At 73.5% G+C, this 14831-nt stretch carries 14 protein-coding genes and 3 tRNA genes; 8 read left to right on the top strand and 9 right to left on the bottom strand.

The genetic code is table 11. The annotated features are described in order from the left end of the window. Window positions 1–2 precede the first annotated feature (2 nt). The 7 genes from E6W39_RS22680 (at window position 3) to E6W39_RS22655 (ending at window position 5629) form a co-directional block, all read left to right on the top strand. Complete coding sequence (locus E6W39_RS22680; protein ID WP_141635091.1) at window positions 3–1208, top strand: Ldh family oxidoreductase; 1206 nt, start codon at window positions 3–5, stop codon at window positions 1206–1208. After that, window positions 1205–2185 (top strand): Gfo/Idh/MocA family protein, encoded by a 981-nt coding sequence (locus E6W39_RS22675; protein WP_141635090.1) that lies wholly within the window; start codon window positions 1205–1207, stop codon window positions 2183–2185. Before E6W39_RS22680 ends, E6W39_RS22675 begins: the two co-directional genes overlap by 4 nt. Continuing rightward, window positions 2182–2622, top strand: a complete 441-nt coding sequence (locus tag E6W39_RS22670; RefSeq protein ID WP_228718292.1) for a DUF6917 domain-containing protein — start codon at window positions 2182–2184, stop codon at window positions 2620–2622. Before E6W39_RS22675 ends, E6W39_RS22670 begins: the two co-directional genes overlap by 4 nt. A gap of 391 nt (window positions 2623–3013) precedes the next feature. After that, on the top strand, window positions 3014–3178 hold the full coding sequence (locus E6W39_RS39590; protein WP_180356483.1) for a hypothetical protein: 165 nt from the start codon (window positions 3014–3016) through the stop codon (window positions 3176–3178). 86 nt (window positions 3179–3264) lie between these two features. Next, window positions 3265–3558 (top strand): Dabb family protein, encoded by a 294-nt coding sequence (locus tag E6W39_RS22665; RefSeq protein ID WP_101380866.1) that lies wholly within the window; start codon window positions 3265–3267, stop codon window positions 3556–3558. A 98-nt stretch (window positions 3559–3656) separates the two neighbouring features. Further along, window positions 3657–4580 carry an RNA polymerase sigma factor SigF gene (locus tag E6W39_RS22660; protein WP_228718291.1) on the top strand — a complete coding sequence of 308 codons (924 nt, stop codon included), beginning with the start codon at window positions 3657–3659 and terminating at the stop codon, window positions 4578–4580. Between the two features lie 167 nt (window positions 4581–4747). After that, window positions 4748–5629, top strand: a complete 882-nt coding sequence (locus E6W39_RS22655) for an RNA polymerase sigma factor SigF (protein WP_141635089.1) — start codon at window positions 4748–4750, stop codon at window positions 5627–5629. A gap of 22 nt (window positions 5630–5651) precedes the next feature. Here the strand turns inward: E6W39_RS22655 and E6W39_RS22650 are convergent, their stop codons facing one another. The 6 genes from E6W39_RS22650 to E6W39_RS22625 all read right to left on the bottom strand — a co-directional run bounded on the left by E6W39_RS22650 (window position 5652) and on the right by E6W39_RS22625 (window position 11990). Beyond that, window positions 5652–6584, bottom strand: a complete 933-nt coding sequence (locus tag E6W39_RS22650) for a tyrosine-protein phosphatase (protein ID WP_181799395.1) — start codon at window positions 6582–6584, stop codon at window positions 5652–5654. Between the two features lie 109 nt (window positions 6585–6693). Continuing rightward, window positions 6694–6897 (bottom strand): hypothetical protein, encoded by a 204-nt coding sequence (locus E6W39_RS22645; RefSeq protein WP_141635087.1) that lies wholly within the window; start codon window positions 6895–6897, stop codon window positions 6694–6696. A gap of 504 nt (window positions 6898–7401) precedes the next feature. Further along, the gene (locus E6W39_RS22640) at window positions 7402–8598 is read right to left on the bottom strand and encodes an SPFH domain-containing protein (protein ID WP_141635086.1); all 1197 of its coding nucleotides are present in this window, start codon (window positions 8596–8598) and stop codon (window positions 7402–7404) included. A gap of 236 nt (window positions 8599–8834) precedes the next feature. Further along, window positions 8835–9113 carry a hypothetical protein gene (locus E6W39_RS22635; RefSeq protein ID WP_141635085.1) on the bottom strand — a complete coding sequence of 93 codons (279 nt, stop codon included), beginning with the start codon at window positions 9111–9113 and terminating at the stop codon, window positions 8835–8837. 199 nt (window positions 9114–9312) lie between these two features. Beyond that, window positions 9313–11295, bottom strand: coding sequence for an Ig-like domain-containing protein (locus tag E6W39_RS22630; protein WP_141635084.1), 1983 nt, complete (start codon window positions 11293–11295; stop codon window positions 9313–9315). A 104-nt stretch (window positions 11296–11399) separates the two neighbouring features. Further along, window positions 11400–11990, bottom strand: a complete 591-nt coding sequence (locus E6W39_RS22625) for an ArsR/SmtB family transcription factor (protein WP_141635083.1) — start codon at window positions 11988–11990, stop codon at window positions 11400–11402. 64 nt (window positions 11991–12054) lie between these two features. On the opposite strand from E6W39_RS22625, the gene E6W39_RS22620 reads away from it, so the two are divergent. Next, complete coding sequence (locus E6W39_RS22620) at window positions 12055–13818, top strand: MFS transporter (RefSeq protein ID WP_141635082.1); 1764 nt, start codon at window positions 12055–12057, stop codon at window positions 13816–13818. A 384-nt stretch (window positions 13819–14202) separates the two neighbouring features. On the opposite strand, the gene E6W39_RS22615 is transcribed toward E6W39_RS22620, so the two are convergent. The 3 genes from E6W39_RS22615 to E6W39_RS22605 form a co-directional block, all read right to left on the bottom strand. After that, window positions 14203–14278: transfer RNA gene (locus tag E6W39_RS22615), tRNA-Arg, on the bottom strand. Window positions 14279–14309: 31 nt separating this feature from the next. Next, a tRNA-Arg gene (locus tag E6W39_RS22610) sits at window positions 14310–14385 on the bottom strand. A gap of 165 nt (window positions 14386–14550) precedes the next feature. Further along, a tRNA-Ser gene (locus tag E6W39_RS22605) sits at window positions 14551–14644 on the bottom strand. Window positions 14645–14831 lie beyond the last annotated feature (187 nt).

The raw sequence follows: 14831 nt of genomic DNA, 5'->3' as shown, positions 1-14831 counted from the left end.
GCATGTCGCTGACACCCACGCTCACCACCCACCACGCCGAGGGCGACGGCGCCCGGCTGGGCACCGCGCCACCCGGACCCCGGCCCGGGGTGACCGTGCGCTACCCGGAGCTGCTGCGCTTCACCGCCGAGGTGTTCGCCACCCGCGGCCTGCCCGCCGCCCGGGCCAGGACCGCCGCCGAGGCGCTGCTCTACGGCGATCTGACCGGGCTGACCTCGCACGGCCTGGTCAACCTGACCCGGCTCTACCTGCCGCTGCTCGACGAGGGCCGGGCCGATCCGGGCGCCGAGCCCGAGGTGCTGGCCGACCTCGGCGCCGCGGTGCTGCTGGACGACCGGCGGGCGCTCGGCCTGTGGGCGGCGCCGGCGGCGATGGACCTGGCCGTCGAGCGGGCCGAGCGGCACGGTGTCGGCCTGGTCTCGGTGCGCGGCGCGACCCACCTGGGCTGCGCCGGCTTCCACACCCTGCGGGCGGCGCGGCGCGGCCTGATCGGCCTGGTCGCTGCCAACTGCGGACGGCAGCGGATCGCCCGGCCGCCGGGTGGCCGCACCGCACTGCTCGGCACCAATCCGCTGAGCGTCGCGGCCCCGGCCGGCGATCGGCTGCACCCGTTCGTGCTGGACATGAGCACCACGGCGGTGCCGACCGGGCGAGTACGGGCCGCGGCCCGGGCCGGCCAGCAGATCCCGGCGGGCTGGCTGGCCGACCAGCAGGGTGACCCGGTCACCGACCCGGCCGCCTTCGACCGCGGCGAGGCCCATCTGCTCTGGCTCGGCGGCAGCCCGCAGACCGGTGCCTACAAGGGCTACGGCCTGGGCCTGGTGGTGGAGGTGCTGGGCGCCCTGCTGGCCGGGGCGGGACTCGGCCCGGAGCGGGCGGCGCTGACCGGCGACGGGCGCCCCGGCGGCCGCGACGACGACATCGGCTACCTGGCCCTGGCGATCGCCCCGGGCACCCTCCGGGACGGCCAGGACTTCGCCCGGCAGGCCGGCGAGCTGTTCGGCACCCTGCTGGACTGTCCTCCGGTGGACCCGGCCAACCCGGTCGGCTACCCGGGCCACCCGGAGGGCGAGCTGGCCGAACGTCAGCTGATCGGCGGGGTGCACCTGGCGCCGGCCCGGTTCCAGGAGCTCACCGAGCTGGCCGCGGACTGCGCGCTGACCCCGCCGCGGCCGATCGGCGCCACGCCGCAGGCGGCCGCCGAATGAGCGCGCGCCGACTGCCCGCACGCCGGGTGGCCGTGATCGGACTGGGCGTCATCTCCCGGTTCTACCTGGCCGCGATCGAAGCCGACCCGGCCTTCGAGCTGGCCGCCGTCTGCGACCTGGACGAGGCCGCGCTCGCCCCGCACCGGGCCGCCGGAACGCCCGCCTACCGCGACCACCACGCCCTGCTCGCGGACCACCCGGAGCTGGCCGGCGCGGTGCTCACGGTGCCGAACGACGCCCATGCCCCGCTCTGCCGCGACCTGCTGACCGCAGGGGTGCCGGTCTGCGTGGAGAAGCCGCTGGCGATCGACCCGGCCGACGGGCCCCGGCTGGCCGCCCTGGCCGCCGAGCACGGCACGCCGCTGTTCACCGCCTTCCACCGCCGCTACAACACCCCGCTGCTGGAACTGCTGGCCGGTCTCGACCAGCCGGTCCGACAGGTGCGGGTGCGCTACCTGGAGCGGATCGAGGAGCACGTCGGCCAGGACCGCTGGTACCTGGACCCGGCCCGCTGCGGCGGCGGCTGCGTGGCGGACAACGGCCCGAACGCCTTCGACCTGGTGCGCCGCTGCCTGGGCGAGGCGGAGCTGACCGTGACCCGGGCCGAGATCGAGCGGGACGCGGCCGGGCTGGACCGGGCGGCGGTGATCGACCTGGTCGCCGAGGGGCCGCACCCGGCGCGGGCCCGGGTCGAGCTGGACTGGTCCTACCCCGGCGAGCTGAAGGACGTCCGGCTCGTCATGGCCGACGGCACGGTCCGCCAGGCCGATCTGCTGGCCGGTCATCCGGGCTTCAAGGAGTCGCTCTGGCACGAGTACCGGGGCATCCTGACCGCCTTCGGAGCCGCGCTCGACGACCCCTCGGCCCACCGGGACGGCGGTGCGCACGCCCTCGACCTGGTGCACGCCGCCTATCGAACGGCCGACACCGGCGCCACCCACCCCGCGATCCGCGTCCCCCAGGAGGCTGCCCGATGACCGCCGGCTCGATGCCCCCCAGCCCGATGACGGCGGAGCGCCAGGAGGACGGCGCCAAGCGGCCGGTGGCCGGCGAGCTGGTGAAGGTGCTGATCCACCGCCGGGAGGACCGCGGCATGACGGTGGAGCCGTACGCCAGCCGCTGCGTCCGGGCCGGCGAGCTGCACGAGCTGGTCACCACGGACGTCGCGGACGGCACTCCGGGCACCCGGGTGGACCGGGTGGGGTTCCTGGGTTTCACCGAGATCTCCCGGGCCGGGGTGATCGACCGGGGCGACACGGTCTGGATCGGCGGCCGGCCGGTCGGCACCGTACTCGGCTTCGACGCCTGCCACTTCCCGAACCACTACAACATCCTGATCAGCACCGGGGAGCCGATCACCGGCGAGGAACTGGGGCTGGCCCCGGAGGCCGAGGTGCGCTTCACTCAGCGATGAAGCCGTACCCAGCGGTGAAGCTGTACCCACCGGTGAAGCCCTGTGATTTGGGGGGAGCCGCCCCGGGGGGTCGGGCGGCTCCCCGTGCGGAGGTCCCCAACCGGCGCCGCATCGGGGGGAAGCACGGCGCCCGGTCCCACAGCGGGGACCTCCGGACCCACGTACCCGGGATTCCTGCCAGATCCTCGGTACGTCAACCATCCTGCCCCGCACCCCGCTCCCCGGCATCCGCACAAGGGCCCCGGCCCGGGGGACCTTGGTCCTTGCGAGTGAACGCGTTGCTCACCCCATTGCGCCGATCGGTGGATAAGCTGCGCTGAGGGGTCGCCGTGCGAACGCCAGCGTTCACGGGTGCGCGGGGCCGTGACCGACGGTGGAGGTGGGCGGTTCGATGGCACAGGCGAGAAAGATCGGCATGTATCTGCTGCTGATTTTCGTGGGGTACACGATCATTCACTCCCCCGCCCGCGCGGCCGAGCTGGTCCAGTCGGGTTTCGAGGGGGTCTCCGAGGCCGCGAAGTCGATCGGCGACTTCATGACCGGGCTGATCAAGTAGCCGCCGGGGCGGGCCTCCGCCGCGGCGTCGAGTAGCGTGACCAGGTCCGTCAGTCCGTTACCCCGCATGTCCGCAAGGAGCGTCCCGTGATCCGCCACCTGGTCCTGTTCAAGCTCAACGAAGGCGTCACCAAGGACGACCCGCGCGCCCAGGCCGCCGCCCAGGGCTTCGAGGGCCTCGACCGGCAGATCCCCGAGCTGCTGGAGTGGCAGTGCGGCTGGAACTTCAGCCCGCGCGACGTCGCCTACGACTTCGCGCTCAACAGCCTGTTCGCCGACGAGGACGCCCTCAAGGTGTACGCCACCCACCCGGCCCATGTGGCGGTCGCCGAGCAGTGGCGCGCGATCGCCACCCTGGTCGTCGCCGACTTCGAGGTCTGACCCCCGCCCGCCTCCCGTTCACCGCCCCACCCGAGCCGACGGTCCGTCAACACGCCTGAGCCCGGTGCTTGATCGAAGCACGCCCGGCTTGTGATGCTATGACCGATTTGGCCGGGCAGGGCGAGGCGGTGAACGAAGAGGGGGTGGCGCTTCCGGTGCCGATCCAGGAGAGCCAGCCGGACACCGGCGCGGACCCCGGCCTGGAGCGCGCGGCCGACCGGGACGGCGGTGCCACGGCGGACGACCCGACCGAGGCCGGCGGCCCGATCGACGTCCGCACCCTGACCAGGGTGCTCTTCGAGCGGCTCGCCGAGCTGCCCGCCGACGCACCCGAGCGCGAGCAGGTGCGGGCCGCGCTGATCGAGATCAACATCCCCCTGGTGCGCTACGCCGCCACCCGCTTCCGCAGCCGCAACGAGCCGATGGAGGACGTGGTCCAGGTCGGCACCATCGGCCTGATCAACGCCATCGACCGCTTCGACCCGAGCCGCGGCGTGCAGTTCCCCACCTATGCGCTGCCCACCATCCTGGGGGAGATCAAACGTTACTTCCGGGACAACGTGCGGACCATGCACGTGCCCCGGCGGCTCCAGGAGCTCTGGGTCCAGGTCAGCGGCGCCATGGAGGAGCTGACGGTCACCCAGGGCCGCACGCCCAAGGTGCCGGAGATCGCCGCCAGCCTGCGGATCCCGGAGGAGGACGTGCGGGCCTGCCTGGACGCCGGCCGGGCCTACAACGCCGCCTCGCTGGAGGCCGCCCAGGAGCACGAGGGCGGCCTGGCCCTGCTGGACCGGCTCGGCTACGAGGACTCGGCACTCACCGACGTCGAACACCGCGACATGGTGCGCCACCTGCTGGTGCAACTGCCCGAGCGGGAACGCCGGATCGTGATGCTGCGGTTCTTCGCCAACCTGACGCAGTCGCAGATCTCCAGCGAGCTCGGCATGTCGCAGATGCACGTATCCCGGCTGCTCTCCAGGATCTTGACCAGGCTCAGGACCGGAAACTCCTGGGAAGAATGAGTCTCAGGTCGCGTCGCGTGGTGTTTCCGACGGGTGACATCTGGTGACGTTCGGGTTTGCCGCCCGCGCTGTTCCGGTAAGCAAGCGATTGGGGGGCGCCGATCACTCGGCGCGCATCCGGAGCCGAGCGGCGGCTCCGGTCCGACCTGTCACAAGGGGGTGGGTGCATGTCCGCGGAGTTGGACAGCGCGAAGATCCACGGTGGTACGGCGGTTGCCGAGCACGCTCCTGAGCACACGCCTGAGCACGCTCCTGAGCGGACGCCGATGCCGCCGCCGCAGGAGCCGTCACTGGACACCCGCACCCTCTCCCGTTCACTCTTCCGGCGGCTTGCCACGGTGACTCCGGGCAGCGCGGAGCACGGCTACGTCCGCGACACCCTGATCGAGCTCAACCTGCCGCTGGTGAGATACGCCGCGGCCCGGTTCCGCAGCCGCAACGAGCCGATGGAGGACATCGTCCAGGTCGGCACCATCGGCCTGATCAAGGCGATCGACCGGTTCGACCCGGAGCGCGGGGTGGAGTTCCCCACCTTCGCGATGCCCACCGTGGTCGGCGAGATCAAGCGCTTCTTCCGGGACACCAGCTGGTCGGTGCGGGTGCCCCGGCGGCTGCAGGAGCTGCGGCTCGCGCTGACCAAGGCGGGTGACGAGCTCGCCCAGCGGCTGGACCGCTCGCCGACCGTCGCCGAGCTCGCCACCAGCCTCGGGGTCAGCGAGGAGGAGGTGGTCGAGGGCCTGGCCGTCGGCAACGCCTACACCGCCAGCTCCCTGGACTCCGGCCCCGGCGAGGAGGACGGTGACGGACCGCTGGCCGACCGGCTGGGCTACGAGGACCTCGCCCTGGAGGGGGTCGAGTACCGGGAGTCGTTGAAGCCGCTGCTGGCCAAGCTGCCGGCCCGGGAGCGCCGGATCATCATGCTGCGCTTCTTCGGCAACCTGACCCAGTCCCAGATCGGCGAGGAGATCGGGATCTCCCAGATGCACGTCTCCCGGCTGCTCACCAAGACCCTCACCCAGCTGCGCGACGGGCTGACCAGCGAGAGCTGACGCCCATCCGGGTGACGGCCACTCAGTCGTCGTCACCCAGCAGGTTCTTGCGCAGGCCGGCCAGCACGGCGTCGTCCAGGCCGAGGCCGGCCCGCCAGAACTCCTCGAAGCCGGACCATCCCGCGGCCACCTCCTCGAAGGCGGCCGCCAGATAGGCCTGGTCGGCCCGGAACATCGGCAGCAGCAGGGACGGGTCCTCCATCAGGCCGCGATGGTAGAAGCTGGCCACGATCTGGTCGACGATCGCGCCGGAGCGCACATTGGTCAGCAGGTAGTCCGCCACCACCGTGGCCCGGTCCACGCCCAGCGCGGTGAGCACCAGCGCGGCCGCCCAACCGGTGCGGTCCTTGCCCGCCGTGCAGTGGAACAGCACGGGCGGGGCGTCCGGGGCGGCCAGCAGCCGCAGCACCGCGGCGAACCGCTCCCGGGCCACCGGGTCGGTGACGAACCAGCGGTAGAGGCCGGTCATCGTCGCGGCCATCCGGCCGTCACCGAGCAGCGCCCGCTGGGCCACCGGGTCCCGGTCGGCCAGCGCGTCGCGCAGCGCCACATAGATGTCGAAGTCGGCGGCGAAGACCGGCAGGTGGTGCAGGGTGATGCCGCCCGGACCGTCGGCGGTCACGCTCAGCGGCTCGGCGGAGAGTTCGACCGCGGAGACGTCCGCCACCGGCAGGCCGGGCACCCGGTCCGGACCGGCCTCCCGCACCTCGTCCAGGCTGCGCAGGTCCACCACGTGCCGCACCCCGAGCGCGGCGAAGACCTCGAGGTCCGCCTCCTGCAGCCGGTGCAGCCCGTCACTGCGCAGCGCGACCCCGCTGCGCAGCACCCGTCCGTCCGCGGTGCGGTAGCCGCCCAGGTCGCGGGCGTTGACCGCCCCGGCCAGGCCCAGGCTCCGGGCGGCCAGCTCGGCTGCCGCCGGCGCGGGCTGCTGGTACTGCGCGGACTGCTCGATCACCTGGGTCCTCCTGGGTCGGCCGCGGCGGTTCGGTGGCGCCGCGTCCGACCAAGAGTACGAACCGGACCCGCGCCCGGACAGCGTTCCGCGTGGTGACCCTTCGGACGTTTTACTTGACGGCGAGCCAGACCACCGCGACCACGACCACCACCGCGACGATCGCACCGAGCGCGATCATCCCGGTCCGGCCGCCACCGCCGCCGCTGCTGCGGTGCACGGAGACATTGGCCCGCTCCTGGGCCGGCGGGGTCTCCACAAAGGCCCGGAACATCTGGGTGTTGCCGGCGTTGTCTTCGTAGTTGTTCTCAGCCATGGGACGGGACTCTAACCAATGGCCGGGGCCCCGGGACAGCCCGGACCCCTCGCCGGAGTGACTCACCGTCCCCGGACCGGTACCGGCCACCCGCCGTTCTCCGGGAACACGGCCGGGCGTTCCCGTCCACCGGTGTGAGCGGGAACGCCGCAGCTCGGATGGCGGATTGACACGGTCTACGGGCGGCCCATGTGGGTCGGGCAGTACCCGCTGCCGAGGGTGGAGATCCGGACCTGCTTGCCGGGACGCGGGGCGCATCGCTTCGGGGTGCCCGCGCCGAGCCCGAGGCCGATCACTCCGGCCCCGGCCAGCACGGTGGTCGCCAGGCAGGCCCCCGGACCCCCTTGAGCTGCTGTATTCGGCTCGCCCGCGCGGCCGGCAGGCTGCTCCGCAGCCGTGCCGTGCCCGCCTACGAGCGGCAGGACCGGCAGTCGCAGCCTTGCGGCACCGGCAGCTCGCCGATCCGCTCCTCGAAGCCGATCAGTCCGGGTTCGGTGGCTGTCTTCACGCGCGATTCCCCTCCTTGTGGGCACCGTGGCGGGAGTCCCTGGGGACGCCCACCGCGGCGGCTGCCCGGGCGGCCGGTGCCGGGATGGTGCCGAGCAGCGTGCTCGCCACCCCGGCGGGTGCGACGAACGCGACCAGCAGCTGCTCCATCAGGGCGCTGCGGGCCGCCTCGTCGAGTTCCTGAGCGGTGGCCCGCTCCAGTCGGCGGACCGCGAGGGCGGCCGCCTCCACCGCGTCGTCCACCAGCACGGTGCGCAGGCTCGCGTCCAGGTCGGCCAGCCGGCGGCGGCGCATCGACTCGGCCACCTCTGGCGCGTAGTCCAGCGCCACCGGCTGCACCGAGAAGACCTCCAGACCGGCGGGCGCCACCTCGGCGGCCAGCCCCCGGCTGAGCTCGTCGGCGAACCACTGCCCGTCGCGCAGCGCGGGGCCGGGGGTGGAGTTGCTGTCGCAGGGCAGCGTGCTCGCGGTGCGGGTCAGCACCGCGTGGATCTGCTCGCGCAGGTAGGCCTCGTGGTCGCCGACCGCGTAGACCGCCCGGGCGGTGTCCTTGATCCGCCAGACCACCAGGACCCGGACCACGATCGGGATCCCGGCCCGGTCGGTCACCGGCACCGGCTCGCTGCGCCAGTGCCGCAGCCTGACGTCCACCCGGCGCCGCCGCAGCATCGGATTGACCCAGACCAGCCCGGCTCGCCGGATGGTGCCCCGGTAGCGGCCCCAGCGGCTGAGCACCCGGGTCTCACCGCTGCCGTTGGCCAGCAGGCCGGCCAGCGAGACCAGGACCACCAGGCCGGCGGCGGTCACCGCGACCAACGCGGTGTCGGTCACCACCGCACCGTCGGCCTGCTGAGCTGCCGCGGTCCGCAGATCGGGCGAGCCCCCGAAGCGCGGGATCACCCCGACCCGGGTCAGCACCAAGGCGGCGGAGCCCAGCGCCAGCAGCACGGCGAGCAGCGCCACCCAGCCCGGCAGCACCAGCGCCGGCCGTTCCCGCAGCCCCGGGGCCACCTTCGGCGGGCGACGGGCGGCCACCTCGGCCCGGCTGTCCACAAGCTGTGGACGGATGACGGGCTGCGGCTCGGTGGGGGCGGGGTCCTCGGCGATCGGGGACTCGGTGTTCGGGAGGGCCACCCTGGGCAACGAGGTCGCCCCGGCGAGCGGGCGGCGGGCGGAATCGCGTTGGGCGTCCATGCGGGTTTCCTCAGGGTCGGCGCGGCAGGCACTGCCGACCGGATCTGACGGACAGTGCGAAAGCCCAGGCTAGGTACATAGGTCAGCAAATGCGACATTTGGGCAATGGCGTGTCAAAAGGTACTGGCGGTGCATCCACTGATGGAGCGCCAGCTCATTGACGCTCCGACAGCTCCCGCCGCCCCACCGGGAAGGGACGCTTCACCCACCTGTCGGCGGACGGCGGACACAGGGGTTCAGTCCCGCCGGTTCTCCGGCCCGCGAGCCACCATGCGCCGGGCGATCAGGGTCAGGCCGGCCAGGATCAGGAACACCCCGCACGTCGCCGCGCGCCAGCCACCGAGCGAGGCATGACCTCCCGTCAGCCGATCCGCGGGCGGCGGCAGCGCGTCGGACTGTGCCACCGGCTCGACGGCGGGCGAGGAGGCAGCGGTGGTCTGGTCGGCGACAACGGGCGCCGGCGAGCCGCTCGATGCCGCGGCGCACGGGACGGCGGCGGATGCCGACGAGGCCACCTGGGGGATGCGGTCGCCGCACCCGGCTGCGCAGTCGGCACCTGCACCGGGACGGCCGGCCCTGCCGGGGAGTCAGCAGGCGCACCGGATGCCGACGGACTCGCCGCCGATGCCTCGGCGGTTGCGGCCGGGGTGGCACTCCCCGATGCGTTGCCGCCCAGGGCCGGGCCAGCGTCCTCGCTGGGGACGGCAGCCGCCACTACGGCACGGCTCGTGGCGCCGCTCCCGTTCGAACCGGCTGCCGCACTTGACGGGCCGCCGGCGCTCGGCGAGGCGACCGCACTCGACGGGGCGACTGCCGCGCTCGGGGCGGTCCGGCCAGCTGGGGGCGCGGCTCGTGCACGTCCTGGCCCGGTGCGGGCGCGGTGATCACCGGCTTCGCCGGTGCCGTGGTCTTGACGATCATGGTGGCCGTGCCGCCCGCGCTGGTGTGACCGGCGAGGTCCGACGCGGTGACGGTGAGCTGGTGCGACCCCTCGCTGAGGTCTTCCACCGGCAGGCAGCTCCAGGACCGGTCGGCCCGGACCGCCGTGCGGCACACCTCGTTGTCGGACCCGCCGTCGGTGACCACGATCATCGAGCCGGGCCCGCCGGTGCCGGTCATCGGCTGCTCGGGGTCGTTGGTGTACGCCGGCACGGTGAGCTTCGGTGCGGACGGCGGCGCGGTGTCGACCGCGAGCCCGACCGGGGCGCCGGCCTCCGCCGTCCCGTTGCCGCCGGCCTGGACGGGCGCCAGGTGGTGGTCACCGGGTGCCAGCGGCATGTCGGGACGGCAGTCCCAGCTGCCGTCCTTGGCGACCGGCGCCTGGCAGAGCGGCGTCGCGCCGTCGCGCACCAGCACGGAGCCGCCCGGCACCCCGCTGTCACCCTTGACGTCGGGCTTCTGATCGCTCGTCCGCGTGCCGGCCACCGGGCTGGTGATCTCCGGCTTGGCGGCCGTGACACGGAGGTGAACGGCCTGGTCCTCGACCTCCCCCGCGTCGGCGGGCCCGTCCGGTGCCACCACCTGTGCCGGGTCGCGGGCGATCCGCAGCCGGGCCCAGGTGTCGCCGGAGGACACGTCCGCCGGCACCAGCCACTCCAGGGTCGCGCTGCCCGCGCCGGGCGCCACCTCCACCTGGGCGCGCTCGGCGCTGTCGAACCTGCCCTCGTGGCGGAAGTCGATCCAGCCGGCCAGGGTGGCGCCGGCCCGCCCGGGGCTGACCGGCACCGTCACGTCGTAGTAGCGGCCGGCCTGGACGGACGCCGGAAAGCTCAGCGCCGGGTCGTTGGCGGTGTGCTCGGCGCGGCCGGGTCGGAACTCCAGCACCCGCTGCGGCGGCGCCGGCTGCGGATGCCGGCTGCGGTTGGCCAGGCCGGTGCGCGGGGCCGGGCCGATCGCGTCGCTGCCGAGGAACAGGTCGGAGATCACGTGCGAGGCGTCGCCGTAGCTCGCGGGTGCGCTGCCCAGTGCCTCGTCCACGGTCACGGTGACGGCGGGGTGCAGCGCCGGCGGTGCGGCGCTGCTGCCGGGCGCCGCGGTGTCGCGCCGGTCGACGCGCAGGGTGGCGGTGGTGAAGGTGCCGTCCAGCTCCAGGCTGCCGGCCGGGTCGAGCGTGGCGTCCGCCGTGCCGTCCTCAGCTGCCGGGGCGAATGCGCCGTCGGCCACCGTCCAGCCGCGCCAGGGCGAGCGGGCGGCCGGCGCCGGTGCGCTCGGGGTGCCGCCGGTGACGGTCAGCCGCAGCGCCGATGAGGTGCCGCCGACGGTGCCGGCCAGCCCGCTGAGGTGCAGGCGGGGGTTGCGCACCGGGCGGGAGAAGGTGAGCCGCAGGGTGCCCAGGGTGCGCCAGGAGCCGTCCGCCGCGGGGTGGTCCTCGGTCATCCGGAACAGCTCGGCGGCCGTTTTGGCGTCGACGCCGTCGGTGTACGGTGCGGCGCTGCCCAGCGTCCCGGCGCCGGCGCGGCCGGTCACCCCGGGTGCGGGGGCGAAGGTCAGGTCCACGCCCAGCCCGGAGCGCAGCACGGCGTGGTGGCCGTCGGTCCAGGTCGGCGGAGTCTGCTGCGCCTGCGAGACGGTCTGCAGCCAGCCGAAGCCCAGGCCCAGGCCGGTCGTCAGCGCGGCCGCGACCACCACGGTCCGACGGCGCCGACGGCTGCGCCGATGACGGTTGGGGCGGCCGGTCCGTGGCGAGCTCGCGGTCATGGGACCCTCCTGTGCACACGATGTGACAAGAAGGAATCACGATCTAACGTCCAGTCAGCCGAGCCACTCGCTGGTGGCGTCGGTGAACCACCCGTACGGCCGCGCTACGGCTGCCCGCCGTAGAGGATGGCGAAGAGCTTGACCTCCACCCCGTCCTCCTCGGGGCCCACCTCGTCGCGGGTCGCCTCGGCCAGCAGCTCGCGCAGCCCCACGCGCAGCCGGGCCGCGTGCTCGGGGGCGAGCCGGAACGTGCTGTGGGCGAAGAATCCGGGGGCTCCGTCTTCGGGGAGCGTCAGGTCGATGCGGTCGTTCAGGAAGTCCTGCTCGAAGTCCCGCCGGAAGGCATCCATCGCGGCCAGCAGCGCGGCCAGTGCCTCCGGCCGCTCGGGCGTGCCGGCGGCGAAGATCGAAGGGGCCAGGCTCAGGCCCGTCTGGCGCGCCCGGTAGCGGCTCTCCACGATGCCGGAGACCAGCCGGGTGCCGGCCACCTCGATCAGCTCGACCTTCTCCAACTGCTTGAGGTGGCGGTAGAGCTTGGTCTGCGGCTCGTCCAGCTCGGTGGCCAGCTCCTTCGCGGTGAGCGGCTGCGGGTCGTGGCGGCGCAGGACGCTCAGGATCGCCAGCCGGACCGGGTCGGCCAGCGCCTTGAGCGTCGCGACATCGTCCACCAGGCGTGGTTCGGGCCTCTCCTGCATCCGGCCAGTCTGACACGGGTTCAGGGGTTGCCAGCATGCTCACTTGAGGGTAACCATTCACTCTATGGTGAACGTTCACGATTCCGTATTACCGCTGCGCTCCAACCGCCGCTTCCAGCTGCTGTGGACCGGCTCCGCCGCCGCCTCGATCGCCGCCCGACTGGCCGACACCGCCTACCCGCTGCTACTGCTGCAGCTCACCGGATCACCCACCGCGGCAGGCGCGTTCGGTGCGGTGGGGCTCGGCGCCACCCTGCTGTGCGGACTGCACGGCGGTGCGGTCGCCGACCGGCGCGACCGGCGGCGCGTGCTGCTGGCCGCCGACGCGATGCGCTTCCTCACCGCCGCGAGCCTGGCGGTGGCCCTGATCGCCCATCAGCTGACGCTGCCGCACGCCTTGGTGGCTGCCGCGGTCACCGGTGCGGCGGCCGCATACGGCGGCCCGGTCCGCACCCTGGCGATCCGCGCGGTGGTGCCACCCGCCCAGCTGGGGCAGGCCCTGGCCCGCGACGAACTGCGCGGCAGCACCGCCGCCCTGCTCGGCCCACCACTGGCCGGCCTGCTACTCGCAGCCGGGCAGGCACTCCCGGCCATGGCCATCGCGTTCGGGTCGCTGCTCGCCGTCCTGGCCACCTTCCTGGTGCGCTTCGACGGCCGGAGGGTGACGGTAGGGGCGGAGGGGGAGGGGGAGGAAGAACGGGAAGTCGGCGGGGTCGACTTCCCGGGTTCCAGTGGCGGCCCAACCGCCTGCGCGGGGCGGATCGGTGACCAGGCGGGTCACCGCGAAGGGGGGCGGGAGGTCGGCGACGCCGACGTTCGCCGTGACCCCGCCCCGGCGGGGTCACGCAGCGAGCAGCTGGGCCAGCAGGGAGTGGACCGGGAAGTCGGCGCCACCGACCTACTCCTCAACAAGCATCCGGGCCACCGTGGAGCTGACCCCAAAGTCGACCCGGCCGACGTTCCACACCACCCAGCCGCTGGCCCCGCCGAGACCGCGCGCCCGGGGCTCGGGCTCCCAACTGCCCGCGCAGCGCACCACAACAAGCGACCAGGCCACCCCAACCCAGACCGCAAAGTCGACCCCATCGACGTTCCACGCCACGCGGCCGCTGGGCCCGCCGAGCCTGCGCGCCCAACTACCCGCGACAAGCATCCGGGCCGCCCAAGCGCAGATCGCAAAGTCACCCCCGCCGACTTCCCACGTCACACTGGGCCGGCCGCCGGCTCGTGGGTTGGGCTGCGGTTCTTGTTGGCCGCGCCGGTGCTGCGTGCCACGTTGGGGGTCGCGATCCCGCTCAACCTGGTGGGCTCCGCAATGACGCTCGCGGTGATCGTGCTGCTGCGCGATCGCGGCGTCGGTGGTGCCGGTACCGGGCTCACACTGGCCGGTGAGGCGGTCGGCGCGCTCGCCGGTGCCCTCCTGGTCGGCCGACTGCACCGGCTGGCCGGGCCCGGGCGGCTGCTGCTCGGCGCGGCCTGGCTCTGCGTGCCGCTGCTGCTCGCACCGCTGCTGCCGGGTGGGGCGCCCACGGTCTTCCTCGCCCTGGCTGCGGCGAACCTGGCGATGCCCGCCCTGCGCGTCATGCTGGACGTGCTGATCTTCCAGCAGGTCCCCGACGAACTGCGCGGCCGGGTGATCGCCGCCACCATGACCGCCGTGATGCTCGGTATCCCGGCCGGCACCCTGGGGGCCGGCCTGCTGCTCGCCCGGCTCTCCCCCGGCGACACGCTCGCGCTGCTCGCGCTGATGCTGGCCGCTGCCCTGCTACCGGCCACCGCGAGCCGGGCACTGTGGAGGGCCGGCTGGCCGGGGTCGGGCTCGCCCTGACACCGGGCGCCGGCGCGGGCCCGAGCAGCACAGTGCCCGGGGCTAGGCGGATCCCGCGCGCCACCACGGGCCCAGGCGCAACGGTGGCCGGGGCGGGGCGGAGCCCGCACACCATCGCGGGCCCAGGCGCAACGGTGGCCGGGGCGGGGCGGATCCCGCACGCCGTCGCGGGCCGGGGCTCAGCAGGGCAGCGACTCAGACATCCCACAGCCGGCCCGAACCGGGGGCAACGGCGGCTGGGGCGACAGAGCCGGAGAGCACCGCGGCTTCAACCGCCGCGCGTAGTGGCCAGGGTGAGAGGGATCCGGGGCCCGGGTGGGCGATCCCCGAACGGGTGCCCCGGAACGGCGAAGGCCCCTCGCTTGGGGCGAGGGGCCTTCGGGGTGGTGCGCTCAGCAGGATTCGAACCTGCAACCTCTTGATCCGTAGTCAAGTGCTCTATCCGTTGAGCTATGAGCGCTCGGACGGCCACGGGGGCCGCGAGCGGGGGTTGGTGCGCTCAGCAGGATTCGAACCTGCAACCTCTTGATCCGTAGTCAAGTGCTCTATCCGTTGAGCTATGAGCGCTCGCCCTGGCGGTTTGTGGCCACCGGGGCGGTGCGGGGACAACATTACATGAACGCCGACCTGGGGCGAAATCGGTTGTTCCGGGGCACCCCGCAGGCGGGTGCAGCCCCTTGAACAGGCCTGGAACGCCAAGGGCCCCGCCGACCGAAGTCGGCGGGGCCCTTCTGGCGGAGGCTGAGGGATTTGAACCCTCGATCAGGAATAACCCCGAAACCGCATTAGCAGTGCGGCGCCATAGACCGGACTAGGCGAAGCCTCCATCCACCCGATCGAACCGTCTCCGGTTGCGACCGCGTGCATGCGATGATGCCACAGCTCGGGGCTCCGACACCAACCGCTGGTTACGTTACTAGGCAGGTCGTGCTCTCGGCAAAAACAATGGGATACTCCAAACCCCGCCAGGCACCCGGTCCACCGCGGCCGGCTGCAAGTCGTGAGTCGTGAGG

The sequence above is a fragment of the Kitasatospora acidiphila genome, from assembly GCF_006636205.1.
Taxonomy (GTDB): Bacteria; Actinomycetota; Actinomycetes; order Streptomycetales; family Streptomycetaceae; genus Kitasatospora; species Kitasatospora acidiphila.
The sequence above is the reverse complement of the archived record's forward strand: the minus strand, read 5'-3'. Positions and strand labels throughout refer to the sequence as shown.

Coding starts and splice junctions, on each gene's coding strand:
- E6W39_RS22630 (WP_141635084.1), bottom strand. CDS start 11,295: ATGACCGCGAGCTCGCCACGGACCGGCCGCCCCAACCGTCATCGGCGC.
- E6W39_RS22670 (WP_228718292.1), top strand. CDS start 2,182: ATGACCGCCGGCTCGATGCCCCCCAGCCCGATGACGGCGGAGCGCCAG.
- E6W39_RS22620 (WP_141635082.1), top strand. CDS start 12,055: ATGGTGAACGTTCACGATTCCGTATTACCGCTGCGCTCCAACCGCCGC.
- E6W39_RS22625 (WP_141635083.1), bottom strand. CDS start 11,990: ATGCAGGAGAGGCCCGAACCACGCCTGGTGGACGATGTCGCGACGCTC.
- E6W39_RS39590 (WP_180356483.1), top strand. CDS start 3,014: ATGGCACAGGCGAGAAAGATCGGCATGTATCTGCTGCTGATTTTCGTG.
- E6W39_RS22655 (WP_141635089.1), top strand. CDS start 4,748: ATGTCCGCGGAGTTGGACAGCGCGAAGATCCACGGTGGTACGGCGGTT.
- E6W39_RS22680 (WP_141635091.1), top strand. CDS start 3: ATGTCGCTGACACCCACGCTCACCACCCACCACGCCGAGGGCGACGGC.
- E6W39_RS22675 (WP_141635090.1), top strand. CDS start 1,205: ATGAGCGCGCGCCGACTGCCCGCACGCCGGGTGGCCGTGATCGGACTG.
- E6W39_RS22660 (WP_228718291.1), top strand. CDS start 3,657: ATGACCGATTTGGCCGGGCAGGGCGAGGCGGTGAACGAAGAGGGGGTG.
- E6W39_RS22645 (WP_141635087.1), bottom strand. CDS start 6,897: ATGGCTGAGAACAACTACGAAGACAACGCCGGCAACACCCAGATGTTC.
- E6W39_RS22640 (WP_141635086.1), bottom strand. CDS start 8,598: ATGGACGCCCAACGCGATTCCGCCCGCCGCCCGCTCGCCGGGGCGACC.